This is a genomic window from Plantactinospora sp. A48 (assembly GCF_055793945.1).
Window position 1 is genome coordinate 1 of sequence record NZ_JBTIXF010000107.1, and the last position, 11,095, is coordinate 11,095.

An 11,095-nucleotide genomic window follows, 5' to 3' on the forward strand; every position below is an offset into this window, starting at 1 on the left:
AGCCCCGCGCAGGGATCAAGCCTGACCGCCCGGAGCGGGGCTGGGCTGCCGAAACCCCCAACCCGGGGCCGAAACCCCCAACCCGGGGCCGAAACCCCCAACCCGGGGCCGAAACCCCCAACCCGGGGCCGAAACCCCCAACCCCTAGGCCGCCGCGCCCGGTCAGCCCAGGTGGATGCTGCGCAGCCGGCCGACCTCGGCCATCCGCCGCTCGGCCAGCCGGTCGGCGGCCACCGCCGGCGGCACCCCCTCGGCGTCGGCCAGCCGCAGGATCTCCCGGGTGGTGTCGAAGATCCGGGTGGCGCGCAGCTTCGCCCGGTCGAAGTTGAACCCCTCGATCTCGTCGGCCACCTGGATCACCCCACCGGCGTTCACCACGTAGTCCGGCGCGTACAGCACCCCACGGTCGGCCAGCACCTTTTCGATCCCGGGGTGCGCGAGCTGGTTGTTCGCGGCACCCGCCACGATCTTGGCGCGCAGCACCGGCACCGTGTCGTCGTTGAGGGCGCCGCCGAGGGCGCATGGCGCGTACACGTCGATGTCGGAGGCGACCAGTTCGTCCGCGTCCGCGACGAGGTCGACCTGCGGGTACGCCGTTCGTACCCAGTCGCGGGCCCGCTCGCTCACGTCGGTGGCGACCACCGCGGCGCCGTCGTCCAGCAGATGCTTGGTCAGGTGTTTCCCGACCTTGCCCAGGCCGGCGACGCCGACCCGGCGTCCGGACAGGGACGGGGTGCCCCACAGGTGTTCGGCGGCAGCCCGCATGCCCTGGTAGACGCCCCACGCCGTGAGCACCGAGGAGTCGCCCGCGCCGCCGTGCTGCACGCTGCGGCCCGTCACGTAGCGGGTCTCCCGGGCGACGATGTCCATGTCCTGGACGTACGTTCCGACGTCGCAGGCCGTGTAGTAACGACCGCCCAGGGACTCGACGAACCGGCCGTACGCGCGCAGCAGCGCCTCGGACTTGATCTGCTCCGGGTCGCCCCAGATGACCGCCTTGCCGCCGCCGAGATCCAGGTCGGCGAGGGCGTTCTTGTAGGCCATGCCGCGGGACAGGTCCAGCACGTCGCGTACGGCGTCGTCCTCGCTGTCGTACGGGTAGAACCGGGTGCCACCGAGGGCGGGGCCCAGCGCGGTCGAGTAGATGCCGATGATCGCCCTGAGACCGGTGTGTTTGTCCTGGCAGAAGACGACCTGTTCGTGTCCGGTCGCCGTGGTGTCGGTGCTGCCGAATACGGCCATGAGTGCTCCTCGTGGGGTGCGCCCTTGTGGGGCCCTGCCGACCCGGTGGGGTCGCCGGCGGGGGGTGATGCCGGTATTCGCGAGCCTAGTACCGCCGCCACGAACCCGATCGCCCACGAGAGCGGTGGTCCGCATGCTGAACCCGTCCGTCGGGAGTGCCGGCAGCCCGTCTGTCGGGAGCGGTCGGCACCCCGTCCGCCGGGAGTGGTCGGCGCCAACCCGCCGGGAGGCGGCCGGCACCACCGGGGGTGGTGGGCACCAACGGTGGCGACCCGGCAACGCCGCGGGTTGGGCGTGGTCCTGACGGCGGCGGCGGTGGACTTTCGTGGGAGGATCGCGACGTGCCGTCGCTCTTCGCTTCTTACCTGCGCGTGTACGAGCCGTTGACCGCCTTTGACCGGGACCGGCAGACGTTCTGGCGCCGGTATGTCCAATCCGGTCGCGCCGTGACGCCGCAGGACGGTCCGGGGCGGCAGCGGACGGCCGTGATCGAGGCGCTCGGCGCCGGCTGGACCCGGCTGCCCGACCTGCCCGACGAGGCGTACGTCCTGCACCAGGAGGACACCCTGCTGGTCTGTCCGTGGAATCTGCGGGTGCGGGTGGCCGAGGCGGCGCTCAGTGCCCGTGACGGCGTGCCCTCGGTGCTGGCCGACGCCTTCGTGCCGCCGGTGCTGGCCGGGCAGGCCAAGGCGGTGGTCGAGGACTGGCGCAGCGGCGCTCGGGTCCTGGAGCATGGCGTACCCCGGGTGCACGAGCAGATCGCCACCTGGGGTGTGCCGCTGCGCTGGTTCGTCTTCATCTCCCCGGAGGAACGGGAGTTGTCCGTCGAGCCGGGCCGGCGGATGTTGCGGTTCCGGACCGAGATCTCCAAGGCGCGCCGGCGGGCCTCCCGGGGACTGTCCGTGCTGCGCAAGTCGGTCGGCGACGCGCCGATCACCGAGGCGGTCGAGGAGGGCGCGCGGTGGCTGGAGGAGTTCCACCCGCGTTCGATGGTTGAGCTGGACTACGGCGGCCTGGTTGACCTGCTGCCGGACGAGACGTTGACGGCCGACGACTCGCCGGAACTGGTGGCGAAGGGTCTGGCCGCGCTGGCCCGCAGTGACGCCGAGGCGGCGACCGAGGCGTACGAGGAGCTGGTCGCCCGGTGGCGGGCGGTGCAGCTGCTCGAGCGGTGCAATTGAGCCAAACCCCATCCAACCTGGTCAGGGAGCGTTTCCAAGGCGAGCCGTACTCACGGCTGGTCCCCTACTCCACTGGTTGACGGAGTCCGTTTAAATACGAATAGAGCTTAAAAAGTGGCATAATTCGGTCTTGGTTCATCCGTCCGACCAAGGACCTTCGGCCGTTCGGCCCATGTCGGACATCGGGGACTAGCCGGACCATGGGAGACGCGTCGGCCGGCGGGACCCCGGCCGATGTCTATAGGTACCTGTGGAGGAGTGACCGATGGCATCGCGTACGCACGAACCCGAGCCGCTACTCACGCCGGCCGAGGTGGCGTCGATGTTCCGTGTCGACCCGAAGACCGTGACTCGGTGGGCGAAGGCGGGCAAGCTGAGCGCCATTCGTACGCTGGGCGGCCACCGCCGTTATCGCGAGTCGGAGGTTCGCGCATTGCTGCAGGGACAGATCCCTCAGCAGCGTCAGGGCGACTGAAGTCTCCCGAAGCAGCACCGGCGTGGCGGGTACACCCCCCAATCCGTCCACCCGGTCGAGGTAGCCAGGTCAGGGGCGGAGTCCACGGAGCATCGTGGGTCTCCGCCCCTGACGTATGTCCGGGGTCCGTCCGCCGCTGCGGTGGGCGGTACCGATACGGTCTGTGGGTGCCTGGGGAACCCCGTATCGGCGACGTCTTCGGTGAGCTGCTGCGCGACGCGTACGCGGTGGAGACCGGAATCGGTCCCCGACCGCTCGCCGGTGGGCGGTTACCCCGCCCGGTCATCGAGATCATCGAGCGGGACGACGGGCTGATCAACGGCGCGCCCGCCGCGCACTACCTGTCCGGACCCCGGGAGTGGCAACCGCACGACCACCGGGCGGTCGACCGGGCCCGGGGCGCGGTGCTGGACGTCGGGGTGGGCGCCGGCCGGATCGCCCTGGAGCTGCAACGCCGCCGGGTCGCGGTGACCGGCCTGGACATCTCGCCGGGAGCGCTGGACATCTCCCGCCGGCGTGGCGTCCGGGATCTCGTGCTGGCGACCGTGGACGAGCACGCCCGCTCGGAGCGCCGGTACGACACGTTTCTGCTGCTCGGCAGCAACCTCGGGCTGATCGAGGGCCGGGAACGGGCGCCGGGCTTCCTCGCCGCGCTGGCCGCACTGGCCCGGCCCGGGGCCGAGGTGATCGCGCACGGCACCGACCCGTACGGCACGACCGACCCGGTACACACGGGCTACCACCGGCGCAACCGGGAACGCGGCCGGCTCGGCGGGCAGCTACGGCTGCGGCTGCGCTACCGGGAACTCGGCACGGACTGGTTCGACTACCTGGTGTGCAGCCCGGCCGAGCTGGCCGAGCTGGTACACGGCTCGCCCTGGCGGCTGGCCGATGTGGACTCGCTCGACGCGCCCTACTACCTGGCCACCCTCCGGCTCGCCTGAGCGGCGCCGTGGCGGTTACCACTCGACCGGGCGCTACGGATCAGCCGGGCGCGCCGGCCGGCCCGGTGCGCCGGGGCACTACGGCTCGGATGTCTGTGGCGCGGGTGCGAACGGCGGCGCCGACAGCCCGGCCGTGAGCGCCGCGAAGGCGTCCCGGCGCAGCTCCGCCAGGCCACTCCGGCCGCCGCCGGCCGCCCAGACGGTGAGCGCGGCGTCCCAGGACGCCACCGCCGCGCCGCCGACGAGCAGCGGGTACAGGTGGGTCGGCGCCAGCCCGGTACGGCGGGCCACGAAGTCCACGACCACGCCGCGCAGCTCGTGATTGAGCAGCAGATAGATGCCGACCAGCGAGGGTTGCTGAGCCATCAGGCGAAGCCGGACGAAGATCTGCTGCTGCTCGTCCGGCTCGATGTCCAGACCGGCCAGCACGATCCGGACCGCCTCGATCGGCGGCAGGTCCGGTGGGCTCTCGGCCAGCGCGTCCCGCAGCCGGCCGACCCGCTCGTGCGCCGCGTCCCCGAACAGCACGTGCTGCTTCGAGGCGTAGTACCGGAAGAACGTCCGCACCGCCACGTCGGCCGCGTCGGCGATCTCCTCGACCGTGGTGTGCTCGTACCCCTTCTCGGCGAACAGCCGCAGCGCCGCGTGTTCGAGCGCCGCCCGGGTCTCCCGCTTGCGGCGTTCGCGGCGGCTCACCGGGAGATCGGAGGGAACTGCCAGGTCGGGCGCGGTCATCCGTTCATCGTGACACGCCGTCGCGGCGCGGGACATGACCCGACCGCACCGGTTGTGGTGAGCGGCTCGCCTGCCGCCGCCCACCCGCGCCCGGATCCGGTCAGGCGGTCGGCGGCAGGGGCGCCGGCGGCAACCCGCCGTCACCGTCGACCACCTCGTCCGGGGTGCCGTCCTCGTCGATGTCGACCATCGTGATGTCGACCTTTCCATCACCGTCAGTGTCGAACTGGAACAGGTCGGCCTTACCGTCGCCGTCGGTGTCCACCACCCAGACATCGGTTTTGCCGTCGTTGTTGGCATCCGCGCGCAGCAGGTCCACGCGCTGGTCACCGCGCGTCTCCACGGTCTCCTGTGGCGCGGTCTCCTGGGTCTCGCTCATCGGTGCGTCCCTTCGTCGGGTCGTTGCGCGGTTCCTGGGTGCGCGGCGCGGTCCCACCGCCCCACTACGGGCACTCTTACCCGACCCGCCGTCCCGGCGAACCCGACCGACCCGTACCGGGCGGGTCCGCCCGGGCCGAACCGTACCGGGCGGGCCCGCCGCGACATCCCGGCGAACCCCAGCCGCACCGATCGGAACCGCGCTGCATAGGGTCGCCAGCATGACTGATCGCTTCGTGGTCGTCGGCGCCGGGACGATGGGCCTCGGTATCGCCTACGTGGCCGCCGGCGCGGGCTTCCGGGTGGACCTCGTCGAGGTGGACCCGGGCCGGGCCGAGGCCGCGACCGTCGCCCTCGACCGGCTCTGGGCCTCCGCCGTCGAGCGCGGCAAGCTGTCGGCCGCGGACGCCGACGCCAGCCGCACCCGGCTGGCCGTCCGGCACGACCTCGCCGAGGTGGCCCCCGAACCCGGGGTGATCGTCGAGGCCGTACCCGAGCGACTGGACCTCAAGCGCACCGTGCTGGCCACCGCCGAGGAACTCCGGCCGGTCCTGCTGGCCAGCAACACCTCAAGCATCCCGATCGGGGAGCTGGCGGCCGGCCTGCGCGCCCCGGACCGGTTCCTCGGGCTGCACTTCTTCAACCCGGTCTGGGCGATGCCGCTGCTGGAGATCGTGGTGGGCGCGGCCACCACGCCGGACCGGACCGACGACGCGGTCGCCCTCGCCCGCCGGCTGGGCAAGGATCCCATCCTGGTACGCGACCTGCCCGGCTTCGCCACGTCCCGGCTGGGGGTGACGCTCGGCCTGGAGGCGATCCGGATGGTCGCCGACGGCGTGGCCAGTGCCGCCGACATCGACAAGGCGATGGTGCTCGGCTATCGGCACCCGGTCGGTCCGTTGGAACTGACCGACCTGGTCGGCCTGGACGTCCGGCTCGACATCGCCCGCACCCTGCAACGCGCGTACGGTGACCGGTTCGAGCTGCCGCCGCTGCTGGTGGAGATGGTCGCCGACGGCCGGTTGGGCCGGAAGTCCGGCCAGGGCTTCTACACGTGGGAGGGTGGGAAGCGTTCGTGAGCGTGGAAACCGCCAGCCTCAGCAGGGAGCCGTCATGAGCCTGCGGATCGAGGAACGGCCGGACCGGGTGGTGGTCACCCTCGACCGGCCGGGGAAGCGCAACGCCGTGGACACCGAGATGGTGGCCGCGCTGCACGAGGTCTGCGCCAACCTGGAACGCGACCCGCGACTGCTGCTGCTGACCGGCGGCACCGCCGGGATCTTCGCGGCCGGTGCCGACATCGCCCAGCTCCGCGACCGGGGTCCGAACGACGCGCTCGCCGCGATCAACTCCGCGATCTTCGCCCGGATCCGGGCCCTCCCGCTGCCCACCGTCGCCGCCGTGGACGGTCCCGCGCTGGGCGGCGGCGCGGAGCTGTCGTACGCCTGTGACCTGCGGGTGTGTACGGCCCGGGCGGTCTTCGGGCAGCCGGAGGTGCGGTTGGGCATCATCGCCGGGGCGGGTGCCACGCACCGGCTGCCCGCGCTGGTCGGCGAGGCCCGGGCCAAGGAGCTGCTGTTCACCGGGCGTCGGGTGGACGCCGCCGAGGCGTCGCGGATCGGCCTGGTGAACCGGGTCGTCGAGGACCCGGCCGGACTGCTCGACGCCGCCCACGAACTGCTGGACGAGATCGCCAAGGGGTCCGCGTTGGCGCTTCGGCTGACCAAGCTGGCGGTGGACGCGCCCGAGGCGGCCCATCCGCGACTCGACCTGGTCAGCCAGGCGGTGCTGTTCGCCGACGCGGAGAAGCACCGTCGGATGACGGAGTTCCTCGACCGGCGGCGTGGCGGCTGACCTGCGCGGCGCGACGGTACCGCCGCGCCGCCCCGCCCCGCGCAGCCCCGCGTGCGTCCGGCCGGGTCCGACCGACCCAGGCCCTAGTGTCGGATCTGCACGCCGGCCGTGACGAGCGCCTTGATCACCTGCGCGGACTCGCCGAAGCCGATCACCAGCACGGCGTCGGCACCGAAGCTCTTGATCTCCTTGGCGCCCGCCGAGAAGTCGAGTTTCGCGGTGGACCCGTCGGCCGGCAGGTCGTACGTCAGCAGCTTGAGGTTGTCCGCGGTGATGCCGGCGCGCTCCAGCTCGGTCCGGACGTAGCTCTGGAGACCCTCACCGTACGGATCCTTCCGCGCGACCAGGACGATCTTCTGCGGACCGTCCCGGAGGATGACGTCGGCCAACGCCCGGCCCTGGAGGATGTCCGACGGCGCGGTACGGAAGTAGAGGCCCTTGTCATCGGCCGTGCTGAGCCCGGCGTCGGTGTTGGAGGGGGAGAAGAGGATCAGACCGGCCGCGACGACATCCGGCAACACGGCGCGGGAGATGCCGGACGCACCCGCACCGATGATCACCTGCGCGCCTTCTTCCACGTGCCGGGCCAGGGTCGCCTTGGCGACCGTGGGGTTGGTGCCGTCGTCGCCGTCGAGCCACTCCACGGGATCGCCCAACACCCCGCCGGCGGCGTTGACCTCGCGTACCCCGAGGCTTGCGCCCGCGATCAGCGGCGGGTACGCGAGCGCCAGGTCACCGGTCTTCGGCAACAGCCCGCCGAGCTTGAGCGGGGACCCGTCGCGGTCGTCGTTCTTGCCGCCCCGCTGCTTCTGCGGTGCTGGCGGCGTCGCGGTGCTGGCGGTCGACTCGTCGCCCGCGCCGACGAACTCGGTCTTGTCGTCGTCTATCTGGTCGGCCTCGTTGAAGTGCAGGGTGCCGTAGCTGGCGGTGGAGGGCTCGCCGGCATCCGTGAAACCGCCCCGGGTGAGGGAGACGCCACGGTATTCGATGTCCACTCCGGTCCGGGCCAGCCGCAGGCAGGCGGCGGGGGTGTCGCAACGTTGACCGGTGTTGGTCACCGCGTTGATCTGCTTGGCGATCTTCGCGGGCTCGGTGGAACCGGCGAGCTGCGTGGCGAGCGAGACGATCACCACGGCGTCGTACGACTCGGCCGCGTAGAGGTAGTCGTTGAGCTTGGGGTCGACCGCGCGCAGCCGGGCCTTGAAGTCCTCGGGCAGCTGGGTCAGTGGTGTCGTGCCCTTCATGCCGTCCAGCAGGCCAGCCTGGTCGCTGAACTCCTTACCGAACGAGTTCTGCATGTTGCCGTCCGTGCCGTACAGCCGGACCTGGGGGGCGGCGGCGGTGCTGTCGCTCGGCTTGTCGTCCTTGCCGCAGCCGGACGCGGTCAGCGCGACAACCGCGCAGGTGGCCAGCGCGGCGCCCCGCGTCAGACGGGATGTGGGCATGGGGTGGTCCTTTCTCCCCTGAGGTCCGTTGCGCACCTTAGCGTGCCGGCGGCGTCGCGTGTGAGAGCGGCCTCGACGATCGCTGGCCCCGTTGCGCACCGTGGTGACAGCCGCGCGTTCCGCTGCGCGGGTTGACGCGGCGGCATACTGTTCGGCACGTGACCGATCTGCCTCCGGAGACCATCGAGGATGCCGCCGCGGTGCTGCGTTCGGCGCTCGTCGGCGACAGCGACGCCGTGGCCGGAGCGTTCGACGCCGTCCTCGACCGGTCCGGCGTCGTGGGTGCGTACGACGTCGCCTGGTATCTGGCTGCCGCGATGATGCCAGACGACGTACCGAACGGGTCCTGGACCCTGGATTTTCCCGACATCGAGCAGGCCCGGTACGACGCCCGCTGGGTCGCCCGGTTCGTCAGCGCCTACGCGAACGCGGACGTGCCCACGGCGGAGGCCCTGTTCGGAGCGGCGCTCGCCGACGGCCAACTGCCGGACTGCCTGCTGACCCTGGCCGGATCCGTCGGGGCCACGCTGCGCCACCGGCGTTGACCGGCGCTGGTGCGTCCGCCCCGGGCCTGCCGTCCCGTGCGGGCCGCCGTCGGTGACGGCCCGCCGCGGGTGACTCAGTACGCGGTGTACGAGATCAGCGGGTCGTACTGGAAGAAGTTGTTCTCGAACCGGACCCGGAAGTGGACGCCGTCGCGGACGTTGCTGGCCACGACGTGCCAGCTCGACTTGGCCGGCAGGTACGTCCAGTAGTTGCAGCTGTTGGTCTTGTCCACGAAGACGACGCAGGCGTTCGTGCTGAACACGCTGTCGTTGCGGACGTTGATGTCGGCGCATCGGGTCGAGGTGGTGAAGGTGCCCACCTCGCCGCCCCAACCGCCCTGCTGAAACACCCGCTGTACGGCGCCCGAGTAGCACGAGGTGAGGGTCGACGCGGCCAGGTTCGGGCCGTCCGGAGTCGTGGCGGGCGGAACGGATCCGGTCGGCGCGGCCTGCGCCGGGCTGGGAACCAGGGCGGCCGTCGCCAGTAGGGGGAGTGTCGCGCCGAGCAGCAGTCGAGCGGGTTTCGCGGACATGGGAGCCTCCGGGCTGGGGGAAGATCGTTCCGGATAGGGCCGAAGCATCGATGATCGTACCTATCAAACGATCTCTGGTCACCCCCAGCCACCGGATGGTGACGCTGTCGGAGGGCTCTGGTAACTGTTGGTCCATGTCCGACGCGATCCTCGACAAGGTCCGCAAGCTGCTAGCCAAGGCCGAAGATCCCGGTTGCACGCCGGACGAGGCCGAGGCGTTCATGGCGAAGGCCACCGAGCTGATCGCGCGGTACGGGGTCGACCGGGCACTGTTGGCGGTCCGGGACCCGGGCAGCGACCCCGTCGGCGACCGGGTCCTGGAGGTGCTGCCGCCGTACGCGCTGGACAAGGCGGGACTGCTCGCCGGGGTGGGCGGTGCGCTGCGCTGCCGCGCCGTGCGCCGTCGCTCGGGCGCCGCCCGGTTCACCATGCACCTGTTCGGGTTCACCAGCGATCTGGACCGGGTGGAACTGCTCTTCACCTCGCTGCTCGTGCAGGCCGCGCACGGCCTCGCCGGCACACCGGTGCCGGTCGGTGAACACCCCGCGGCGTTCCGGCGGTCCTGGCTGGCCGGCTTCACCGCCGCCGTGTCGTACCGGCTGCGCGAGGCCGAGACGACCGCCGCGGCCGGCTCCGGCGAGCCGTCGATGGCCCTGGTCCTGGCCGACCGGGACGGTCGGGTGGAGCGCCGGCTGGTCGAGGCGTACCCCCGGACGGCCACCGCCAGCGCCCGACGGCTGGCCGGCGGCGGTCATCGGCTCGGTCTGGCCGCCGGCCAGCGGGCGGATCTCGGCGACCCCCGGCTGACCGGCCGGGGAGCCCGCCACGGACTGCCCGGCTGACCCGATCGGATCGCCGGCGGCCAGCTGTCCACCCGGCCGCACCAAACCCGGATGGCGGCCCTCCGCCCGGCGGCGGGCCTCAGGCGGTCCGGCGGCCCTCCGCCTGGCGGCGGGTCTCAGGCGGTCCGGGAGAGCATGTCGGCGTACCGGCCGAGTAGTTCCTGCCAGCCGTCCGTCAGCGCCTGAAGGTATCCGGTGGCGTCGCCGCCGTGTCGGTCGAAGGCGCGGTGCTCGACCTCCACGATCGTCCGGGAGTCACCATCGGCGGTGAACCGCACCTCGACCTCGGTGGCCCGGTCGGGATCCGGGACCGGCGCCCGGTCCGGCCCGATCTGCCAGGTGAACACCAGCCAGTGTGGCGGATCCCAGACCACCACCCGACCCCAGTCGGAGCGGAAGCCGTGCGGGCCGATCTCGTAGAGCATGCCGTCGGGCCGGGGTTCGATGCCGATGGCAGCCAGGGCGGCGGGCCCGGACCAGGTGTATTCCTTGACCCACCACTCAGCGAGTCGTTCGGTGAACGCCTCGAAGGCCACCGCCGCCGGGACCGGAACCTCGACCGTGCCGTGCAGGGAGAAGTCAGCGACGTCTGGCTCGACCGCCGGGGAGTTGATGGCGCCGTGTCCCATAGGGCCGGACCATACCGGGTGCGCTCCCATGACACAGCTTCGCAATCATTCCGGAACGACAACGGGGGACAATCGTCCCGACTGGCGGAACGGCTGGGATTCCCGGCCGCTGTCCCCGGCTGTCCGGCCGGTTCGGTCGGGGCCGGGGGGGGGGGGGGGGGGGGGGGGGGGGGGGGGGGGGGGGGGGGGGGGGGGGGGGGGGGGGGAGGAGGGAAAAGGGACGAAGCAGGAAACGAGGAAACGGGAAGGAGGGGATACAGCTTGCCGTCCCAAATCAACCACGAAAGCAAGG

At 71.9% G+C, this 11,095-nt stretch carries 13 protein-coding genes; 7 read left to right on the forward strand and 6 right to left on the reverse strand.

The features are described from left to right. Positions 1-162: 162 nt before the first annotated feature. The gene (locus ACXN5W_RS29680; protein WP_473161692.1) at positions 163-1,242 is read right to left on the reverse strand and encodes a Glu/Leu/Phe/Val family dehydrogenase; all 1,080 of its coding nucleotides are present in this window, start codon (positions 1,240-1,242) and stop codon (positions 163-165) included. A gap of 341 nt (positions 1,243-1,583) precedes the next feature. Here ACXN5W_RS29680 and ACXN5W_RS29685 point away from each other — a divergent pair, with 341 nt between their 5' ends. From ACXN5W_RS29685 to ACXN5W_RS29695, 3 genes are all read left to right on the forward strand, one after another. Further along, the gene (locus tag ACXN5W_RS29685; RefSeq protein ID WP_473161693.1) at positions 1,584-2,423 is read left to right on the forward strand and encodes a DUF8083 family protein; all 840 of its coding nucleotides are present in this window, start codon (positions 1,584-1,586) and stop codon (positions 2,421-2,423) included. Positions 2,424-2,688: 265 nt separating this feature from the next. Then, entirely contained in the window at positions 2,689-2,898 is a 210-nt protein-coding gene (locus tag ACXN5W_RS29690; RefSeq protein WP_007073996.1) for a BldC family transcriptional regulator, read from the forward strand. Positions 2,899-3,065: 167 nt separating this feature from the next. Beyond that, positions 3,066-3,842 (forward strand): class I SAM-dependent methyltransferase, encoded by a 777-nt coding sequence (locus tag ACXN5W_RS29695; RefSeq protein WP_473161694.1) that lies wholly within the window; start codon positions 3,066-3,068, stop codon positions 3,840-3,842. 78 nt (positions 3,843-3,920) lie between these two features. Here ACXN5W_RS29695 and ACXN5W_RS29700 read toward each other — a convergent pair whose 3' ends face one another. Both ACXN5W_RS29700 and ACXN5W_RS29705 read right to left on the reverse strand, forming a co-directional pair. After that, on the reverse strand, positions 3,921-4,577 hold the full coding sequence (locus tag ACXN5W_RS29700) for an acyl-CoA-like ligand-binding transcription factor (protein WP_473161695.1): 657 nt from the start codon (positions 4,575-4,577) through the stop codon (positions 3,921-3,923). 100 nt (positions 4,578-4,677) lie between these two features. Then, a complete protein-coding gene (locus ACXN5W_RS29705; protein ID WP_473161696.1) occupies positions 4,678-4,956 on the reverse strand; it encodes a hypothetical protein in 279 nt (92 codons plus the stop codon). A 220-nt stretch (positions 4,957-5,176) separates the two neighbouring features. Here ACXN5W_RS29705 and ACXN5W_RS29710 point away from each other — a divergent pair, with 220 nt between their 5' ends. Both ACXN5W_RS29710 and ACXN5W_RS29715 read left to right on the forward strand, forming a co-directional pair. Next, entirely contained in the window at positions 5,177-6,034 is an 858-nt protein-coding gene (locus ACXN5W_RS29710; RefSeq protein ID WP_473161697.1) for a 3-hydroxyacyl-CoA dehydrogenase family protein, read from the forward strand. 34 nt (positions 6,035-6,068) lie between these two features. Further along, on the forward strand, positions 6,069-6,809 hold the full coding sequence (locus ACXN5W_RS29715; protein ID WP_473161698.1) for an enoyl-CoA hydratase/isomerase family protein: 741 nt from the start codon (positions 6,069-6,071) through the stop codon (positions 6,807-6,809). A gap of 83 nt (positions 6,810-6,892) precedes the next feature. Here ACXN5W_RS29715 and ACXN5W_RS29720 read toward each other — a convergent pair whose 3' ends face one another. Beyond that, on the reverse strand, positions 6,893-8,254 hold the full coding sequence (locus tag ACXN5W_RS29720) for an ABC transporter substrate-binding protein (protein WP_473161699.1): 1,362 nt from the start codon (positions 8,252-8,254) through the stop codon (positions 6,893-6,895). A 158-nt stretch (positions 8,255-8,412) separates the two neighbouring features. Here ACXN5W_RS29720 and ACXN5W_RS29725 point away from each other — a divergent pair, with 158 nt between their 5' ends. Beyond that, complete coding sequence (locus ACXN5W_RS29725; protein WP_473161700.1) at positions 8,413-8,799, forward strand: hypothetical protein; 387 nt, start codon at positions 8,413-8,415, stop codon at positions 8,797-8,799. A 74-nt stretch (positions 8,800-8,873) separates the two neighbouring features. On the opposite strand, the gene ACXN5W_RS29730 is transcribed toward ACXN5W_RS29725, so the two are convergent. Beyond that, positions 8,874-9,332, reverse strand: coding sequence for a hypothetical protein (locus ACXN5W_RS29730; protein ID WP_473161701.1), 459 nt, complete (start codon positions 9,330-9,332; stop codon positions 8,874-8,876). A 134-nt stretch (positions 9,333-9,466) separates the two neighbouring features. Here ACXN5W_RS29730 and ACXN5W_RS29735 point away from each other — a divergent pair, with 134 nt between their 5' ends. Beyond that, complete coding sequence (locus ACXN5W_RS29735) at positions 9,467-10,174, forward strand: DUF2786 domain-containing protein (protein ID WP_473161702.1); 708 nt, start codon at positions 9,467-9,469, stop codon at positions 10,172-10,174. 116 nt (positions 10,175-10,290) lie between these two features. Here ACXN5W_RS29735 and ACXN5W_RS29740 read toward each other — a convergent pair whose 3' ends face one another. Continuing rightward, positions 10,291-10,803, reverse strand: a complete 513-nt coding sequence (locus ACXN5W_RS29740) for an SRPBCC family protein (RefSeq protein ID WP_473161703.1) — start codon at positions 10,801-10,803, stop codon at positions 10,291-10,293. Positions 10,804-11,095: the final 292 nt, after the last annotated feature.

What these genes read in the sequence shown, in the direction of transcription:
- ACXN5W_RS29680 (WP_473161692.1), bottom strand. Translation starts at nt 1,242, where the DNA reads ATGGCCGTATTCGGCAGCACCGACACCACGGCGACCGGACACGAACAG.
- ACXN5W_RS29690 (WP_007073996.1), top strand. Translation starts at nt 2,689, where the DNA reads ATGGCATCGCGTACGCACGAACCCGAGCCGCTACTCACGCCGGCCGAG.
- ACXN5W_RS29700 (WP_473161695.1), bottom strand. Translation starts at nt 4,577, where the DNA reads ATGACCGCGCCCGACCTGGCAGTTCCCTCCGATCTCCCGGTGAGCCGC.
- ACXN5W_RS29705 (WP_473161696.1), bottom strand. Translation starts at nt 4,956, where the DNA reads ATGAGCGAGACCCAGGAGACCGCGCCACAGGAGACCGTGGAGACGCGC.
- ACXN5W_RS29710 (WP_473161697.1), top strand. Translation starts at nt 5,177, where the DNA reads ATGACTGATCGCTTCGTGGTCGTCGGCGCCGGGACGATGGGCCTCGGT.
- ACXN5W_RS29715 (WP_473161698.1), top strand. Translation starts at nt 6,069, where the DNA reads ATGAGCCTGCGGATCGAGGAACGGCCGGACCGGGTGGTGGTCACCCTC.
- ACXN5W_RS29720 (WP_473161699.1), bottom strand. Translation starts at nt 8,254, where the DNA reads ATGCCCACATCCCGTCTGACGCGGGGCGCCGCGCTGGCCACCTGCGCG.
- ACXN5W_RS29730 (WP_473161701.1), bottom strand. Translation starts at nt 9,332, where the DNA reads ATGTCCGCGAAACCCGCTCGACTGCTGCTCGGCGCGACACTCCCCCTA.
- ACXN5W_RS29735 (WP_473161702.1), top strand. Translation starts at nt 9,467, where the DNA reads ATGTCCGACGCGATCCTCGACAAGGTCCGCAAGCTGCTAGCCAAGGCC.
- ACXN5W_RS29740 (WP_473161703.1), bottom strand. Translation starts at nt 10,803, where the DNA reads ATGGGACACGGCGCCATCAACTCCCCGGCGGTCGAGCCAGACGTCGCT.